The following is a 17,321-nucleotide window of genomic DNA, read 5'->3' as shown; positions in this document are numbered from 1 at the left end:
AGAAGTTTTTAAGAGTTCACGCTGTGCTCAGCCCCAAGGGCCTTTTGGCCTGTGTGGAGAACCTGCCGGTTCGGATCGTCCAGATCCGGACCAGGGACCGGATTGCGGAGCCGCGCTACGGCCAAACGACATCCGGCCGCCGGTTCCAAGCCCACCATCGGCAATTTTACGCAATTCGTTGATCCGGTTCTCGGTGTTCGGGTGCGTGGAAAACAAATTATCCATTCGCTCGCCGGACAACGGGTTCATTATAAACATGTGCGCCGTCGCCGGATTTGCTTCCGCATCGGGATTGTGAATCCGTTTCACACCGCCTGCTATCTTGCCAAGTGCAGATGCCAACCACATAGGTTCGCCGCAGATTTCTGCGCCCATTCGGTCAGCTGCATATTCACGCGTCCGCGAAATCGCCATCTGCACGACCATTGCGGCCATGGGAGCAACAATCATCATCAGCAACATGCCGACAATGCCAAGTGGATTATTCCTGTTGCCGCCAAAAAAGAAAGCAAAATTTGCCAGCATGGAAATGGCGCCGGCGATGGTCGCGGTGATCGTCATGATCAGGGTGTCGTGGTTTTTCACATGGGCCAGTTCATGTGCCATGACGCCAGCAACTTCCTCTGGCGTCAGCATATTCAAAAGTCCAGTGGTTGCGGCAACGGCAGCATTTTGGGGGTTTCGGCCGGTGGCGAATGCGTTCGGCTGTGGGTTGTCGATGATATAGACCTTCGGCATTGGCAGATCCGCATTCTGCGCCAAACGCTGTACCATTCGATAAAAATCGGGTGCTGAACGCTCATCGACCTCTCGCGCATGATGCATGCGCAAGACCATCTTGTCGGCATTCCAATAGCTGAAAAGGTTCATGGCAGCAGCAATAGCCAGGGCAATGATCATGCCTGCCTGGCCGCCGATCATGAAACCGATACCCATGAACAAGGCGGTCATCGCCGCCAAAAGCATTGCTGTGCGAATGTAATTCATCGCCGCCTGTTTCCATTTCCTTGTTCGGTTCGATCCTGGCCCGTCACCGTGCTTTCGCGCATCAGTTTCTTTTTCAAGATGGGAACTGCTGCCATTTTTGGCAAGATTGCCCTATAAACACATGACAAAAGCGTAATCCGGATGAACAGGAACCATGACGGACAAACCGGACACAGCGACCGCTGCCTATTCGCAAGCCGACGCACCTTCCTTGAAGACGGAAATCGAGGCTGTCCCGAGAAAGAGATTTGAGGATCTGCCGCCTGCTGCCCAGCGCGCCCTGATGGAAGCGGAAGCACGACGCAAGAAGATCGATGACAGGCAAGAAGCGATGCCGGAAGAGGTGAACGGCCGCGGAGGATTGGAGCCGACACGCTATGACGATTGGGAGATCAAAGGCCTGACGGTCGACTTCTGATTGCTCCCATGTCAGAAACACTTCGCACCATACTTTCGGCGTGGGACGGCAAAAACACCGGCGAGCTGGAGGACCTTTTCGAAGGGGAACGGTCCAATCCGGTTTTTCTCCAGGCTCTGATCGGACTGTGCGAGATCGAGGACTGCCAGCGCGGTGCCACCTGGCTTCTCAAGCACCACTTTGATCTGAAAGGTGCGCCGCTTCCTGAAGACCTCACACGACAACATCTCGGCGCGCTCTCCACAATCACACATTGGGAAGCGAAGCTGCATATTCTTCAGTATTTCGAGAGGCTCCAGTTGGCGCTGGTGCCCCAGAAAGAACTCGAAAGATTTGTTAAAAGCGGAACGCGCAGCGACAACAAGTTTGTACGGGCATGGGCCTACTATGACCTTGCCGTTCTGGCACTTGCATATCCTGAATTGACCAGCCAGGTCCGTAATATCTTGACGGCTGCCCGCGACATTGAAACTGCCGGATCGGTCAGGGTTCGTATTCGCAAGGCGCTCGAAAAACTGGGTGAGTAAGTCAGGCTGCGTCGAGAGCGCGCACTTCAGCAGCAATCGCTTTTGCCAGGCTCGCCTGCGGAGCAGCCTCAAAGTGAACGGCATCAATGTCGCTCACGGAAATCACGCTGGACGTATCAAAAAACCCAACGCCATATTCCTCTGCGATTTGTCGGTAAACGCCTGCGATCAGTTTCGATTGCTCTCCGCCGTGGGCATTTGAATAGATGCCGGCAAATTCCTTTCCAGTGAAGTCACCCAGTGGCGGTGGTGCCATCAACAGCACTTTCGGAGCTCGACCCTCGACATCATCCGTCGCACGGGTCGCGGCGAAGAGGATCCTGCCCATGGCACGTCCAATTGCATCCGCGCTCATGCAGAAACGGTCCTGCAGATCGTTCGTCCCCAGCATGATGGTCATGATGTCGATGGGCATGTGGGTTTTGCGAACGCCGTCCAGATGCGCCAGCCCGTTCTTGTCACCGCGCACAGGGTCTTCGAACACGGTCGTGCGGCCATTTATCCCTTCTTCAACCACGTAATATCGGTGACCCAGCTCTTTTTGCAGCAAACGCGTCCAGCGGATGTCGTGCCCGAAACGGGACTTGTCGGCCGGATTGAATCCCCATGTGAGCGAATCTCCGAAACAAACGACGGTCTTAGGCTGTTCAGTCACGAAAAAGGCTCCCCGGGCTCAATTATTTTCTGGCCAGATCAGAGCAAAACCTTTGCCATTAAACAAGCAATTCTTGTCCGCCAGCCCGGCCAGTGAAACAAGTCAGACCACCCGCAAGCCCTCTCAATAGGAACAACGAAAAAAAGCGGTCATGTCGGCTCAATTCATGGCTGAAAATCATAAGACTGCCTGCTTGGTTAATAAGAGCTTTACCATGTGGGCGATAGGGTCATCTCAAAGTTATGCGTAACGACTGCGGATCCTTGATGACTGCCAGCCCAAATGCCTATCAGCGCGGAGCATGCCTGCCGAGCTCCAATCCGTTTCAACGCCTTGCAGAACTGCTGGAAGGCGAGTCACCTGGTCTTGACCCAATCATCATGACCATTGGTGAGCCACAACATGCAATTCCGGATTTCACCGGCGAAGTCTTGTCCAAGAATCTCGCCGGTTTTCGAAGATATCCGCCGATCAAGGGATCGCCTGAATTCCGTCAGGCCATCACCGCCTGGCTCGACAAGCGCTATTCGCTTGGTGGCATGGTTGACGCAGAGCACGGTGTCTTGCCGCTGAACGGTTCGCGCGAAGGCCTGTCATTTGGCGCAATCGCGGCGCGAGATCAGTTGGACAAGGGTCTCGACCATCCCGCCGTTATTCTGCCCAACCCGTTTTACCAGACTTATGCTGCAGCTGCCCATGTTGCCGACGGGGAAGCCATTTTGCTTGACGCAGTTCCCGGCAACAACTTTCTGCCTGATCTCGACAGCCTGAACACGGAGTTGCTCGACAGAACCGTCGCTTTTTATGTTGCCTCGCCGACCAATCCGGAAGGCTTTGTCGCTGACATTGCCTATTGGCAGCGGTTGATCGGGATGGCGCGCAAGCACCGGTTCTACATCTTCGCGGATGAGTGCTATTCGGAAATATATCGGGAGACACCACCCCCAGGTATTCTGGAAGCCGCCAAGGCCATGGGCACCGATTTTGCCAATATCATTGTGCTGAATTCCCTGTCCAAGCGCTCTAATTTGGCAGGGCTGCGCTGCGGCTTTGCCGCTGGTGATCCCGTTTTTCTGGAAAAATGGTCGAGATTTCGGGGCCTCGCCGCCCCTCAGGTACCTCTGCCTGCGCAAGCAGTGGCTGTCAGAGCCTATCAGGACGAGGCGCATGTCGTTGAGAACCGTCGGCTCTACAACGAAAAATTCAAGGCCGCTGAGCGCCACCTTGGCCCAATCCTTGGAAAGGTTACGCCGGAAGCCGGGTTCTTCTTGTGGCTTGACGTGTCTAGGTGGGGAGATGGTGTCGCTGTCACCCGATCCTTGTGGACCGATATCGGTGTGAAAGTCGTGCCCGGCAGCTATCTCGCCTCCGATCAATCCGACGGCAGCAACCCGGGACGCCACTACATTCGGGTTGGACTGACAGCATCGCTGGAACAGACCGAAATCGCCCTTGAACGATTTGCAAACTGGTTGGGAGACAAGTCATGAGACGGGCCGGTGCAGTTCGCGGAAACGGCCGCCGGACAGCGGCAGACCTGCTGGATACGGAAAGTCCGCTCAAGCGCTTCCTTCGGCGCAATCTCGTGGGCGCGTCTGGCCTTGGCATCATTGCACTCGCAGCCATGCTGGCGGCGAGCCTTGCAACCTGGTCGGTTGCCGATCCAAGCCTGAACCACGCAACCGAAGGTCCCGTACGCAATGCCCTCGGTGCACCGGGCGCCGTCATCTCCGACATCCTGATGCAGACCATCGGCCTGGCAACGGCCGTTTTCCTGGTTCCGCTCGTCCTGTGGGGCTGGCGCTTAATGACAGGTCACACGCTCGGCATCGGCAGAAGGCGGCTCTTGTACTGGTTCATTGGTTCTGGCCTTGCCGCAGGCGCTCTAGCGGCACTTCCGGTGCCTGAAAGCTGGCCGCTCCCCACTGGGCTGGGCGGGTTCCTTGGCGACACCGTCCATAACTTTCCGGCCCTGATCACCGGGAACATGACCAGCGGCGCGGCCACTATTGTCGGCGGCCTTGGCCTTGGCGTTCCGGCCATATTGTTCCTGCTTGCCGCTGCCGGGTGGCTCGGTTCCATAGGTCAGCCAAAGGAACGCGTCGAGCCGACAGCAGCTCCGTCCGGTCACGGCCGCGCTATTGAAGACGAGCTGGGCCTCGATGATGATGAAAGTGAATCCCGCCTTGGTATGATGGCAACAGCCTTTGTCGGGCAAATGGAACATTGGCGCATGTCGGCAGGTGCGCATCTTCGCCGCCTGACAGGCCTCAAACGATCACGGCCTGAGCCGGATGACGAGGACTGGGATGAAGACGAGGACGACATCGATTATGGGCCGGAAGAAGACCATCGGGGTGGCCGTCTGAGTGTCTTCAAACGCGCCCTCAGGGGCCGTTTGATGCCACAGGATGACGACGGTCTCGATGAATTTTACGACCGCGGTCGTGGCGGCGACGATTTCGACCATGACGACGCTTATCAGGAACCGCCCTTCGAAGACGAGGGTGAGAGTTTTGCGCCTGACGATCTCCTGATCGACAAGGGACCCGTTACCGGGCGCCCTGCTGTTCCTGTTGGCATCGCTGCGCCGGAACAGCCACCGGCCCCCTCGCAGCAATCGGGTCAGCATGCGCAAGCAGCAGCTCAGGCGGGACGGGTCATTCCGGCCGCGCCACGTCCGAAACAGAGCAAGCGTGCGATTGATGAAGCACAGCCGTCCTTCCTTGGGGCACCGGAGGAGTACGAGCTGCCGCCGTTGCGCCTGCTTGAAGAACCCAAAGTCGCCGGCAAAGTGCCGGGACTTTCGGCCGATGCTTTGGAACAAAATGCGCGTATCCTTGAAGGTGTCCTGGAAGACTTCGGTGTTCGTGGCGAAATCATCGAGGTTCGCCCCGGTCCGGTCGTCACATTGTATGAGCTGGAACCGGCGCCTGGCATCAAATCGTCCCGCGTGATTGGTCTTGCCGATGACATCGCTCGCTCCATGAGCGCGATCTCGGCGCGTGTAGCCGTCATTCCCGGCAAGAACGCGATCGGTATCGAGCTTCCGAACGCGCGGCGTGAAACCGTTTATCTGCGCGAACTTCTGGCCGCGCAGGACTTCGAAAAGTCCAAGTCGAAACTTGCATTGGCGCTCGGCAAGACAATCAACGGTGAAAGTGTTGTGGCCGATCTGGCGCGCATGCCGCACTTGCTTGTGGCCGGTACGACGGGCTCCGGAAAGTCGGTCTCCATCAACACAATGATCCTGTCGCTGCTCTACCGGCTGACGCCGGACCAGTGCAAAATGATCATGATCGATCCAAAGATGCTGGAGCTGTCCATCTATGACGGCATCCCGCATTTGTTGACGCCGGTTGTCACCGATCCGAACAAAGCCGTTGTTGCTCTGAAGTGGACCGTCCGGGAAATGGAGGACCGCTACAAGAAGATGTCCAAGATGGGCGTCCGGAACATCGACGGCTATAATACCCGCATCAAGCAGGCACTGGAAAAGGGCGAAAGCTTCACGCGAACGGTTCAAACCGGTTTTGACCGTGAAACCGGGCAGCCGATCTACGAGGAAGAGGAACTTCCGCTTGAGGCCATGCCTTATATCGTCGTCGTCGTAGACGAGATGGCCGACCTCATGATGGTCGCGGGCAAAGATATCGAAGGCGCGATCCAACGCCTTGCCCAGATGGCCCGCGCCGCCGGAATCCATCTGATCATGGCGACTCAGCGACCGTCTGTCGACGTCATTACCGGGACGATCAAGGCCAACTTCCCGACCCGGATTTCCTTCCAGGTAACATCCAAGATCGACAGCCGTACGATCCTGGGTGAAATGGGTGCAGAACAGCTGCTTGGCATGGGCGATATGCTGTTCATGGCTGGCGGCGGCCGCATTCAGCGTGTCCATGGCCCGTTTGTTTCCGATGGTGAAGTTGAAGATATTGTGAAACATCTGAAAGTTCAGGGCACGCCACAATACCTGGAGGCTGTTACCGAAGAGGAAGATGCGAGCGACGGTTCTTATGATGGTGGCGGCGGCCTTGCAGGCGGCGGCGAAGGCAACGAGCTCTATGACAAGGCTGTTGCCATTGTGCTGCGGGATAAGAAAGCCTCAACGTCCTATGTCCAGAGACGTCTTTCAATCGGTTACAATCGGGCGGCATCTTTGATTGAACGCATGGAACAAGAAGGCGTGATTAGCGCGGCCAATCATGCCGGAAAACGCGAAATTCTGGTACAAAACGGCGTGGAAGACGAGTTTTGATTGCCAAACGCCAAAGCTTTGCCACACACTGACCCTAGCTACTGGTCCGAGTGTCACGGCACAAACGATTAGGATTGAAAACCATGCTGAACCGTTTCGCCCATCGCTTTGTCAAACCACTGGTCCGCGTGGCCCTGGCAGGCGCTCTCACGGTGACGGCCCTTTTGCCCGCTCAAGCCTTGAGCGAGAAAGAAAAGACAACCCTTGAGGAACTGAACACCTACTTCAATGCCGTGAAGACGATGCATGGAGACTTTATCCAGTTCGGTCCCGATGGCAGCCAGTCCGACGGCAAGTTCTATATGGCGCGACCCGGCAAGGTACGGTTTTACTACAACAAGCCGTCCGTTCTGGACATCGTTGCAGACGGCAAATCGGTCTCTGTTCGTGACCGCAAACTGAACACCCAGGACATCTGGCCACTTGGCCAGACCCCACTACGGTTCCTCTTGTCAGACAGCATCGACCTGCAACGGGACACAAATGTTACCAATGTTTTGGTGGAAGAAGACCTCGTCACCGTAACAATCTTCGACAAGACCAAGTTCAACTCCGGCACATTGACGCTGATTTTCGACGCGGAGGACTTTGCGCTGAAGCAGTGGACGGTCACCGACCAGCAGGGCTACGACACGTCTGTCGCGGTCTATAATGTTGTTTCCAACGGACCGACTAACCCTGACCTCTTCAAGATCGACTATCTGGCCAACGCCCGTCAGAACAAAAACTGACCGCAACGGCGGAAGATGCCTTGGACGAAAAATTGGCAAAATCCGCCGGCTCCTCAGATCAGGCAATCGTCTTTCAGTTACTTGAAACCTATTGCGCTGAAAAAGGACTGCGACTGACAGCCGGTGATCCTTATGGACATGCAGGATTGATCGAAGGGCCCTCGGGAGAAAAACGCTTTTTCAAAGGTTGCCGCTTCGACATTAACAGTTATGGCGCAGCCGAAATTGCAAAAGACAAGGCCTATGCCTGCCGATTCTTGGAGCGGGCGGGACTGGCCACCCCGGCAAGTCTCTTTGTTCCCGCCGAAAGTTTTGGCGCTGGCGCTGAGTTGTCAGTGGATGTCCATCGGTTCGCAGACGCGACCGGCTATCCGGTGTTCGTTAAACCGAACGAGGGTCAGGAAGGCCGCGACGTTGTAAAGGCAGCTACGAGCGGTGAACTGTTGACCGCCCTTCAAGAACTCTCGACACGGCACCCGGCTTTGCTCGTGCAAGAAGCTGTGCCGGGAACAGACTTGCGGGTTCTTGTTCTTGACGGCGAGATCCTGCTTGCGTTTGAGCGTTTCAAACCGGCCGTGACCGGAGACGGCAGCAGGAGCGTGGCGGACCTGATCAACGATCAAACGAAGCTCGACAAGTCCGACCCGCGCATCCCGGTCGAATTGGCACAGCAAGGTTTGACATTGGATACGGTTCCGGAAATAGGGCAAACTGCCAGCCTTCTGCCGGTTTGCAATCTGTCATCCGGTGGGACAGCACATCTGATCACCAACAGCCTGACACCTGAACTTGTTTCAACTGCCTTGCGGGCCGCAGAAGCTCTCCACCTGCGCTATGCCGGCATCGATTTGATCGTTCCGGACGAACACAGCGGTGATAAAGCTGCCGTTGTTCTCGAGATCAACGCAGCACCTGGTCTCAGCAATCTCCATCGGCAGGGCCAAGTGGAGGCAGAAGCGGCGACCTCAACCTATCGAAAGGTTTTTGAGGCAATGCTGACGTTCTAAGAAGAAATTCGCCCGCAGCCACCCTCCACTTCTTTATGTGATGACCTATTCCGCAGCGGCTCCACAGCAGGAACATCCGCTGGAGCCATAGTGCTTTTCACGAGACGTTTTCCCGATCCCGGGATTGAAACTGTTTGTCGGATCAAGTGTCTGATAGTGCGAGGCCAAAGCAGGCTTGGCTTCGTACAGATGGCCGACATTGTGCTCGGCCGGATACTCCGCACCACGTTTGTCGAGAAGTTCAAGCATGCGTTTCTTCAACGCAGATGGGTCGCACCCCTTTTTGACCACATAGTCCTGATGAAGAACATGACAGAGGAAGTGGCCGTAGTAGAGTTTGGCTTCCAATTGGTCCTCAATCTCCGCAGGCAAGGTCTCGTACCAGTCCGGATCATTCCGCCGAAGGGCAATATCAAGCGCCAGAATGTCTTCGCAGTCTTTCGGATGCACCGCACCGTAGCGAACGGCTGCACCTGCTGCCGCGAACCGGTGCAACATCGCCTTGCCGGCCTCCTTGCCGTCGCACAGGAACCAGCCATGCAAGCCGACGGTCTCATTTAGAATTGCTTCAGTCAGAGCCGCGGTTTCACCTGACACTTTCAGGATCAGATGGTGTTCAAACCGATCACGGTACTGCAGCATTCTTTTGGGCAATGCTTCCGGCGCCAGGCGTGAAAACAGCTGCATCATTCTGTCTGTCAGGTTTTTTGGCAAAAAGGGAAACTTGTTCAACCGGGCATCCATTGCCCCCTTGAGAGCGAAGAAGAAAGGCAACCTGTCGGTTCCAAGCCAGTGGATCATCAACACCGTATCTTTGCCGTAGCGGTGCGCGACATCAAAGCACTCCCGGTGAAGATACTCACCACTGACAGGCAGTTCTGGCAATTCGGTCAGCAATCGGCGTCTCAGCTCGGAGAGTTCCGCAGTCTCGTTTGTGCCGATGTAAAAGACCTTTTCGCCTGTTTCGATGGGAAATGTGTCCAGACGTACGGCGAACACCGCCACTTTGCCCGCAGAACCTGACGCTTCGTAGAGGCCTGACGGGTCGGCGTTGTACCGTGCCGGTGTTGCCGCATCCACATCACGGACACGGCTTCCATAACTTTCGTCGGAGGCACGCCCGGCGTCCGCGTGCACACAAGCTGGGTCAATCTCGCCCGCGTCGAGGCGGCCAAGGATTTCCTCTGGTGTTCGCCCCAGATCGATGCCCAGGTGATTGACGAGCTGCAATTCCCCTGTATCGCTGATCTGCGCGAAAAGTGACAGTTCGGTGTAAACCGGACCACGGCGGACCAGAGCACCGCCGGAATTGTTACAGACACCGCCGATAATCGACGCACCGATACAGGAAGACCCAATCACGGAATGCGGTTGCCGGCCATAAGGCTTGAGCTGTTTCTCAAGATTGAACAGGGTCCCGCCCGGATGACTGATGATCTGTTGCCCATTTTGAAGAATATGCAATTTGTCGAGGCGCAGCGTCGAAATGATCACAACGTCGCGGTCATAGTGGCCTTTAGGTGTCGACCCTTCGGTCAAACCCGTATTGGCGGCCTGCATGATGACGATGCAATCAGCAGAGACAACCACCTGAAGCACCGACCACATTTCAACCAGCGATCCGGGAACAACGACGGCAATCGCCTCGCCTTCTCCCGACCTGAAACCTTTCCGGTAACGTTCGGTCTTTTGGGGCTCTGTCAGACAATGGCGGTTGCCGACAATCTTTTTCAGTTTCTGGATCAGATCATCTTTGCTCATGTCGAGCCTCATCGAGGTAAGGAAGCGGGCCCAGTCACCAGACCCGCTTCATTGTCAGTATGCGACTGATGGCAGCCACGTCGCGAGCGCAGGCCACATGAAGACCAGAGCCAGGCCGAAGAGCTGCAACAGCACGAAGGGTATGATGCCTTTATAGATGTCGGTCAGCTTGATCCCCTCCGGGCAGACCCCTTTAAGATAAAAGAGAGAGAATCCGACCGGCGGTGTCAGGAACGAAGTCTGCAATGTGACCGCCACCAGGATCACGAACCAGACGAGAGCAGGCTCGTCCATCGCACCGAATCCTGGAATATCCAGACCCAGTCCATTGACGATCGGGCGCATGAGCGGCAGCACGATCAATGTGATTTCGATCCAGTCGAGTACAAAACCCAGCAGGAAGACAATGCAGAGAATGAAGATCACGGTGCCGCTTGGGCCGAGACCCGTTGAAGAAACCATGCTTTCAATCAGCTCATCTCCGCCCAGCTCACGCAACACGAAGGAAAACACTGTCGCGCCAAGAAAGATCGCAAAGATATAGGCGGTGGTGTTGAAAGTCGCCTTGAGCACGTTCCAGGTTTTGGTGAAAGTCAGCTTGCGGTAGGCAAGTGCAAGAAGGGTCGCTCCGATCGCCCCGATACCTGACGCTTCGGTTGGTGTGCAAATACCGGCGAAAATTGAACCGAGCACGGCAAAGATCAGCGCCAACGGCGGGATAAGGGCGACAAAGATATCCTTTATCGCCGCCCAGTCGGGTGAACGCGCGCCGTCAGGAGCTGGAGCAGCTTTCGGATTGAGCAGCGCAAGGCCGAAAATATAGAGCAGGTAGATCGCTCCGAGCAGCATTCCGGGAATTGCAGCCGCCATGAAGAGGTCCCCAACCGAAAGCGCCATCTGGTCCGCCATGATGACAAGCATGATCGAAGGCGGGATCAGAATACCCAGCGTGCCGGACGCGGCAACAACACCGGTTGAGAGGGTCTTTGAATAGCGATGCTGCATCATGGCCGGAAGGGACAGAACGCCGAGAAGAACCACCGAAGCACCGACGATACCGGTTGATGCCGCGAGAATAATGCCGATCAGCGTGACGGTGATGGCTAGCCCTCCGCGCACGGTTCCGAAGAGGCGGGTCATCGACGTCATCAACCGCTCGGCTACACCACTTTCGTCAAGCATCAGTCCCATGAAAATAAACATCGGCAGCGCCACCAGAACCGCATTCGACATGACCGCGTAAACACGGTTCACGACGGCACCAAGGGTCAGGTAATCAAGCCCGGTGAAAGTGTCCTCAAGACCGGTCCAGGCCATGTTGCCCATGTCGAACTGATAGGCGAGGCCGCAAAAAATCATGCCGGTTCCGGCCAGGGTCCACGCAACCGGAAATCCAGTGAACAACAACCCGACAAAGCTCATGAACATGGCTATGACGAGCATTTCTTCCGTTGTTTCAACCAGCGTCGACAAACCGGCCGTGATAAGGGTGAAAATACCGATCAGCACCAAAAGGCGCGTGAAGCCGCCACCTTGCCGCTCGCTTGGGTCGGCAACGAAAATGGCGTGAACGTCGTGCAAAAGGCGCGCGGTGGCGGCAATACCCAGAAGCACGAAACTGATGGGAATGATGGCCTTGAACGCCCAGCGGTAAGCGAGGCCGGTGGCCGAGGACGACCGTTCGTTGACACGGTAACTTTCAACGAAATAATCGAACCCCTGATCGATCATCAGCCAGATGAAGGGTGCAAGCAGAAACAGGATTCCCAGAATTTCTACGACGCGTTGTGCACGCCGTGACAACTGCATATGCAGCAGGTCAACTCGAACGTGACTGTCGGTCGTCAGCGCATAAGAGACGCCGACCATGGTCACGAGACCGTAGAAGTGCCATTGCAGTTCGTCGAGCTTTGGAAAATTCAGATTGAAGGCATAACGCAGGACGACCTGGGTGACGATGGCTGCAATCAGGGCAAGGTTCGCCAACATGACGACGTGGCCAGTGACTTTCACAAAATTGTCGATCGCCACGGCAAGACCAAAACGATCCTGATCCTCGTGCTCCGTTACCGCCTCGTAGGTCTCGGCGAGATCGCCCTGGTAATTGACATTCGTGCTCATCGCACCTCTCCTCCTCAAGTCAGCCGCAGCTCACCCGTGGGCGCTCCTCGTTGCGCCAGAAACTCGATTGGCTGAAAACACTGTGGCCGCGCCCGGCAAGCCGGGCACGGCAAATGCCGGATCAGAAGCGCGGCAAGAACGCGTTCTTTTCCCAAAGATCGTAGTTCGACCGGAACTGGCTGAGGTCGGCATAAACTTCAGCGAAGTACTCGTTGTTGGCACTTTCTTCAGCCGCAACCTCTTCCCAGGTATCCCGGAAAGTCTGCAGCATCTCCGGGCTCCACTTGCGGATTTCAACGCCGTTTTCTTCTACGTTGCGCTTCAGAGCGTCGAACTGCAGGGCTTCACCTTCAGCAAAGCTGTCGGCCATGGACGCCTTGCAGGCTTCTGCCAGAATGTGCTGGTGCTGTTCAGAGGCCTCGTTCCAGACATCCTTGTTGATGAGAAGCTCAAAAACAGTGGCCTGCTGATGCCAGCCTGGAAAGTAATTGTACTTGGCCACCTTGTGGAAGCCGAGGCGCTGGTCGATGGCTGGCATGGAGAACTCGGTCGCGTCGATTGCACCCTTCTCAAGTGCCGGGAAAATCTCACCACCAGGCAGGAGCGACGTGGCAACTCCAAGTTTCTCCATCACCTTGCCGCCAAGACCGAAGAAACGCATCTTCAGGCCCTTGAGATCTTCGGTGGAATTGATTTCCTTTGAAAACCAGCCGGATGTTTCCGGAGCGATGACGGCGCACGGCAGAACCTTCACATTGTAACCGGCTTCGTCATACATGCGCTGATAAAGATCCAGGCCGTTGCCGTAATAGATCCAGGCCATGTATTCGCCTGCTTCAGGACCGAACGGAATGGCCGAAAAGAGCGGCGCAGCCGGGATCTTCCCAGCCCAATATCCGGCTGTGGTGTAGCCAGCGTTGATTTTACCGGAGGACACCGCGTCCAGAATTTCAAAGGCCGGCACCAGTTTGCCAGGCTCGTAGACTTTCATACGCAGCGTTCCGCCGGACATGATTTCGACCTCTTCGGCAACGCGCGGGATCGGCGTGCCGAGGCTCGGAAGCTCGGTCGAAAACGCTACCGGTACCTTCAGCAGCAGTTTGTCGGCGGCAATGGCGGGCTGGGCAGCAAGGCCGGCGGCTAGAATAAGGCCGGTCAAAAATTTGGTCATCGTAACTCCTCCACAAGACCGAGACAGCGACATTCAAGCAGCTGCCCCGCAACTAAGACACAGAGGTAAATAAAATTATCCACTTAATCAGTCAACAATTTTATTTACCTCTTATCATGCATCGCGCCAATTCATTCTCAGATTGAACCCATAAGAAACTGAATCTTGTTGGGTTTTTTGGCTCTATCAGGAAAAACACTTGCCATTGAGGTAAACCAATATTACCTCTGCTAACGGAGGTGCCGCATGAATGATCTCAACAGTCTGTTCGAGCCGATAGCTGCGGAGTCAGTGGTTGACCTGGTAGCGAACCAGATCGAAAACCTGATCGTCCAGGGCATCCTTCCTGAAGGCGCTCGATTGCCGTCAGAACGGGAATTGTCGGAAAAATTCGACGTTTCGCGTCCCAAGGTTCGCGATGCACTCAAGCGGCTGGAGGAACTTGGACTGCTTCATGTCCGTCACGGTGAGGGCACTTTCGTCGCTCAGCTCTCCGGACAGGCCATGACACCCGCGCTCATCGATCTTTATGCTCGGCACGGCATGGCGTTTTACGACTATCTTGAATATCGCAAAGAGCAGGAGGCCTTTGCCACGCGCCTGGCGGCTGAGCGCAGCACTCCCTCTGACAAGGCGGCAGTCGCCGAGATCATCGAAGAGTTGAAACAGGCCCATGAAGCGGGTGACCTGGACACTTCGGAACAGGCGGATGTTCGCCTGCATACCGCGATCGTGAATGCCAGCCACAATGCCATGCTGATCCACATGATGCGGTCCATCTATGATCTCACTCAGCGCGGCGTCTTTTACAATCGCCGCTATCTACGCACTGTCGACGGCTCCGGCGACCTGCTTTTGCAACAACATATTCGCATTGCAGATGCCGTGATGTCTGGAGACCCGGGTGAAGCTGAGGCCGCCGCGCGTGATCACCTCGATTTCGTCGAAATGTCCTTCCGCATCGGCGAAGAGCGCGAGCGCCGCGAAGCCTTCGCCAAAAAGCGCAAGCTGGCATTGGAGACCACTGCGGCATCACCTGCACAGGCAAATAGCAGGCCATCCAAATAGGCGGCGCCAATGAAAAGGGCGGACACAGGATGTCCGCCTTCTCGTGATTTTTGCAAGGTCATTCAGGGCCTTAAGACGAAAAGCCGAGGCTCTTCTGTTTCGACCTCGCCTCAGGCAGCTGCCACTCTGGCAAGGAAGTCGTCGACAACGACTTTCAGCCGGCTTGCATGGTCGGCCACCTCATTTGAGGCCGCTTCCACCTGTCCTGCCGACTGAGCTGCCTCAGCAACAGCATTCATGACGCCGGAGATACTGCTCGCAACACCCTGAGTTCCCTCAGCCGCTTCGCGCACATTCTGGGAGATCATGGAAGTCGAAGCGTCCTGCTCCTCTACGGCAGCAGCAATGGCCGAGGTGGTCTCGTCCGCCTGCTCCATCGTATCCCGGATTTCCTGGATCGCGGTCACACTCTCCGTCGTTGCGCTTTGGATTGCCTCGATTTGCGTCGCGATTTCTTCCGTTGCATTCGATGTCTGAGTGGCGAGTTCCTTGACCTCTGCGGCGACGACCGCAAAGCCTTTACCTGACTCGCCAGCCCTTGCGGCCTCGATGGTCGCATTGAGCGCCAGCAGATTGGTCTGCTCAGCGATTGCGCGGATCAAAGTTACAACTTCACCGATCCGACTGGCGGCTTCCGCCAGTTCAGAGACTTTGCTGGTCGTGGTCCGGGCACTTGCCGAAGCACCGGTAACGATCTCTGTAGCCCGGGCAACCTGCTCGCCGATTTCTGCAATTGAACCGGCAAGTTGCTCGGTCGCAGCGGCAACCGATCCGACATTTTCAGAGGCTGCAGCAGAGCTGCTTTCCGCCTCGGAGGCCTGAGCCGTCGTCTCGCTTGAGATCTGGCTCAGGACCTGCGCAGTTGACTGCATCTGCTCCATATTACCGGTGACAGTGCTGAGCACGGTTTCGATTTCATTGCGGAAATCCGTAATCAGATGTTCGATGGTATTCTGGCGATCCTGTTGCGCATCCTGTTCGGACCTTGCCACAGCTTCCAGATTGTTGCGTTCGACGGCATTCTCCTTGAAGATCTCCATCGCCTGCGCCAGGTCGCCGATTTCATCGCGGCGGGCAGTTCCGGCAACCTCAACGTCTAGTTGACCGTCTGCGAGAGCGCGCGTGGTATCGACGAGCCCCAGCAGCGGCCGAACCATGCCCCGATCGACAACAAAGACACCGATTGCGCCGGCGATGACGAGGCTTGCCAGTCCAACAGCAATCAGGGCCATGGAACCGTTTTCAAACAGCTTGTTGATGCGAGTGGCCGCAACATCGACAGCTGCGATTTCCATTTCGATGAGGGACGCAACGGAACGTCCAATACGCTCCACTGCATAGAACATCTCGTTGACTTGAGCATTCGATTCCGCTGTGCTCTTCAACTCTTCCAGATGGTCTCTCAATAATCCGTTTTCTGGATCGCCATAGGCGAGCAGTTCGGTCAACTGGGCTTTGATTTCCTCAGAGTTCAGGCCTTCAAAGCCGTCGCGCATGTGCTTGGCGTCTGCCGTGACCTTTTCCTGAATGGGAACCAGCATTGCCGGGTCGTCGGTCAAACCACCTTGAACCAGAGTTGCTACAAACTTGTTGGCAAAGGCCTGTGCTTCCAGCGTACTTTTCAGCTGACCTACCTGATTGTTCAGGAGATCGGAAATGATGGCAGAGTTTTCCTCAACCGCCGTCTCGGTGTCTATGGTCAGGGTGAAGAGCTGATCGTCAATCTGCATGATAAGCGCATCGTCGATGGCTTTCTGCAGTCCGATAGCTTCATTCAACGTGGCCTTTTGCTGACCGATGCTGAGGGAATTCGTGCCGCGTTTCTCCAGCGTCGTCGCAGCCAGGGTCCGAAGTTGATCGAGTTCGTCGTCAGCGCCGGTGCTCAAATCCAAAGCGCTCAGTTCGCCCTGATATTGATCGATCTTCGCCTTGGTTGCGATGATCTTGTCCTCAAACAAGGTCATCAATGCCTTGTCGTCGACAAACGCAACTGTTTCGGCAAGGCCGACAAGCAGGTTCACTTCAGCACGGAGTTCCAGATAAAGTCTCAGCTTGCCCATTTCGTCATTTGCAAGGCTGTTGACCAGGGATTTGCTTTGTTCTGCGGCATCTTCACCGCCCAGAACCACAGTGAAATAAGCATCGTCCACAATGGGTGTGATCGCATTATGGACACCGTCATAGGCTTTGAAAAGAGCCGCCATGCGGGCGTCTTTTGCTTCTCTTGCCGCGATCTTTTCCTTGGTCGCGAGGTCCAGAACACCCAAAGTCTGCTGGAAGGTCTGGCTTTGGGAAAACAGTTCGTCGACGATTGTCCGGTTGGCGTCGGATTTTACGAACTTCGCCTCGATGCCTTCAATGACCGATACAGACTTTTCGAGTGCCTGAAAGGACACTTCCTGGGACTGAAGCGTGACGCTGTTGGCGACGGCAGCGGCCGCCGTGGCGACTTCCGTACTTGTCAGCGCAAGTTGAGCAGCATTTTCAATGGAAGGGAGGCGCTGTTCGGAAAGTTCCGCAAAGCCGCTCTCCACCCTTTGAAACGAGAACAGACCGATCCCGATTGCGGTTGCCGTCAAGAGAACAAGCCCGGCAAATGCGGTAAAAAGCTTCC

At 55.9% G+C, this 17,321-nt stretch carries 13 protein-coding genes; 7 read left to right on the top strand and 6 right to left on the bottom strand.

Features of this window, described 5'->3' with window-relative positions; genetic code table 11:
• Nucleotides 1-27 precede the first annotated feature (27 nt).
• Nucleotides 28-987 (bottom strand): zinc metalloprotease HtpX, encoded by a 960-nt coding sequence (gene htpX, locus ACZ1HV_RS16745; protein ID WP_472715780.1) that lies wholly within the window; start codon nt 985-987, stop codon nt 28-30.
• Nucleotides 988-1,141: 154 nt separating this feature from the next.
• On the opposite strand from htpX, the gene ACZ1HV_RS16740 reads away from it, so the two are divergent.
• Nucleotides 1,142-1,405, top strand: coding sequence for a DUF1674 domain-containing protein (locus ACZ1HV_RS16740; protein ID WP_298963949.1), 264 nt, complete (start codon nt 1,142-1,144; stop codon nt 1,403-1,405).
• 8 nt (nt 1,406-1,413) lie between these two features.
• Nucleotides 1,414-1,932 (top strand): hypothetical protein, encoded by a 519-nt coding sequence (locus ACZ1HV_RS16735; RefSeq protein ID WP_472715779.1) that lies wholly within the window; start codon nt 1,414-1,416, stop codon nt 1,930-1,932.
• A gap of 1 nt (nt 1,933) precedes the next feature.
• Here the strand turns inward: ACZ1HV_RS16735 and ACZ1HV_RS16730 are convergent, their stop codons facing one another.
• Nucleotides 1,934-2,587 carry an SGNH/GDSL hydrolase family protein gene (locus ACZ1HV_RS16730; RefSeq protein WP_472715778.1) on the bottom strand — a complete coding sequence of 218 codons (654 nt, stop codon included), beginning with the start codon at nt 2,585-2,587 and terminating at the stop codon, nt 1,934-1,936.
• Nucleotides 2,588-2,853: 266 nt separating this feature from the next.
• Here ACZ1HV_RS16730 and ACZ1HV_RS16725 point away from each other — a divergent pair, with 266 nt between their 5' ends.
• From ACZ1HV_RS16725 to ACZ1HV_RS16710, 4 genes are all read left to right on the top strand, one after another.
• The gene (locus ACZ1HV_RS16725) at nt 2,854-4,077 is read left to right on the top strand and encodes an aminotransferase class I/II-fold pyridoxal phosphate-dependent enzyme (protein WP_472715777.1); all 1,224 of its coding nucleotides are present in this window, start codon (nt 2,854-2,856) and stop codon (nt 4,075-4,077) included.
• Nucleotides 4,074-6,848, top strand: coding sequence for an FtsK/SpoIIIE family DNA translocase (locus ACZ1HV_RS16720; protein WP_298963953.1), 2,775 nt, complete (start codon nt 4,074-4,076; stop codon nt 6,846-6,848). Before ACZ1HV_RS16725 ends, ACZ1HV_RS16720 begins: the two co-directional genes overlap by 4 nt.
• A gap of 83 nt (nt 6,849-6,931) precedes the next feature.
• The gene (locus ACZ1HV_RS16715; RefSeq protein WP_472715776.1) at nt 6,932-7,579 is read left to right on the top strand and encodes an outer-membrane lipoprotein carrier protein LolA; all 648 of its coding nucleotides are present in this window, start codon (nt 6,932-6,934) and stop codon (nt 7,577-7,579) included.
• A 20-nt stretch (nt 7,580-7,599) separates the two neighbouring features.
• A complete protein-coding gene (locus ACZ1HV_RS16710) occupies nt 7,600-8,586 on the top strand; it encodes an ATP-grasp domain-containing protein (protein WP_472715775.1) in 987 nt (328 codons plus the stop codon).
• Between the two features lie 45 nt (nt 8,587-8,631).
• On the opposite strand, the gene dld is transcribed toward ACZ1HV_RS16710, so the two are convergent.
• From dld to ACZ1HV_RS16695, 3 genes are all read right to left on the bottom strand, one after another.
• Nucleotides 8,632-10,347, bottom strand: coding sequence for a D-lactate dehydrogenase (gene dld / locus ACZ1HV_RS16705; protein WP_472715774.1), 1,716 nt, complete (start codon nt 10,345-10,347; stop codon nt 8,632-8,634).
• A gap of 54 nt (nt 10,348-10,401) precedes the next feature.
• Complete coding sequence (locus tag ACZ1HV_RS16700) at nt 10,402-12,468, bottom strand: TRAP transporter large permease subunit (protein WP_298984334.1); 2,067 nt, start codon at nt 12,466-12,468, stop codon at nt 10,402-10,404.
• Between the two features lie 121 nt (nt 12,469-12,589).
• Nucleotides 12,590-13,639 (bottom strand): TRAP transporter substrate-binding protein, encoded by a 1,050-nt coding sequence (locus ACZ1HV_RS16695; protein WP_298816914.1) that lies wholly within the window; start codon nt 13,637-13,639, stop codon nt 12,590-12,592.
• A gap of 246 nt (nt 13,640-13,885) precedes the next feature.
• Here ACZ1HV_RS16695 and ACZ1HV_RS16690 point away from each other — a divergent pair, with 246 nt between their 5' ends.
• A complete protein-coding gene (locus tag ACZ1HV_RS16690) occupies nt 13,886-14,707 on the top strand; it encodes a FadR/GntR family transcriptional regulator (protein ID WP_298963958.1) in 822 nt (273 codons plus the stop codon).
• A 110-nt stretch (nt 14,708-14,817) separates the two neighbouring features.
• Here the strand turns inward: ACZ1HV_RS16690 and ACZ1HV_RS16685 are convergent, their stop codons facing one another.
• Nucleotides 14,818-17,286 carry a methyl-accepting chemotaxis protein gene (locus tag ACZ1HV_RS16685; RefSeq protein WP_298816910.1) on the bottom strand — a complete coding sequence of 823 codons (2,469 nt, stop codon included), beginning with the start codon at nt 17,284-17,286 and terminating at the stop codon, nt 14,818-14,820.
• Nucleotides 17,287-17,321 lie beyond the last annotated feature (35 nt).

This window comes from Roseibium sp. JB4-4, assembly GCF_055693425.1.
The sequence above is the reverse complement of the archived record's forward strand: the minus strand, read 5'-3'. Positions and strand labels throughout refer to the sequence as shown.

Excerpts from the sequence above, each read along its gene's own strand:
- htpX (WP_472715780.1), bottom strand. The coding sequence starts at position 987 with ATGAATTACATTCGCACAGCAATGCTTTTGGCGGCGATGACCGCCTTG.
- ACZ1HV_RS16740 (WP_298963949.1), top strand. The coding sequence starts at position 1,142 with ATGACGGACAAACCGGACACAGCGACCGCTGCCTATTCGCAAGCCGAC.
- ACZ1HV_RS16735 (WP_472715779.1), top strand. The coding sequence starts at position 1,414 with ATGTCAGAAACACTTCGCACCATACTTTCGGCGTGGGACGGCAAAAAC.
- ACZ1HV_RS16725 (WP_472715777.1), top strand. The coding sequence starts at position 2,854 with ATGACTGCCAGCCCAAATGCCTATCAGCGCGGAGCATGCCTGCCGAGC.
- ACZ1HV_RS16720 (WP_298963953.1), top strand. The coding sequence starts at position 4,074 with ATGAGACGGGCCGGTGCAGTTCGCGGAAACGGCCGCCGGACAGCGGCA.
- ACZ1HV_RS16715 (WP_472715776.1), top strand. The coding sequence starts at position 6,932 with ATGCTGAACCGTTTCGCCCATCGCTTTGTCAAACCACTGGTCCGCGTG.
- dld (WP_472715774.1), bottom strand. The coding sequence starts at position 10,347 with ATGAGCAAAGATGATCTGATCCAGAAACTGAAAAAGATTGTCGGCAAC.
- ACZ1HV_RS16700 (WP_298984334.1), bottom strand. The coding sequence starts at position 12,468 with ATGAGCACGAATGTCAATTACCAGGGCGATCTCGCCGAGACCTACGAG.
- ACZ1HV_RS16695 (WP_298816914.1), bottom strand. The coding sequence starts at position 13,639 with ATGACCAAATTTTTGACCGGCCTTATTCTAGCCGCCGGCCTTGCTGCC.
- ACZ1HV_RS16690 (WP_298963958.1), top strand. The coding sequence starts at position 13,886 with ATGAATGATCTCAACAGTCTGTTCGAGCCGATAGCTGCGGAGTCAGTG.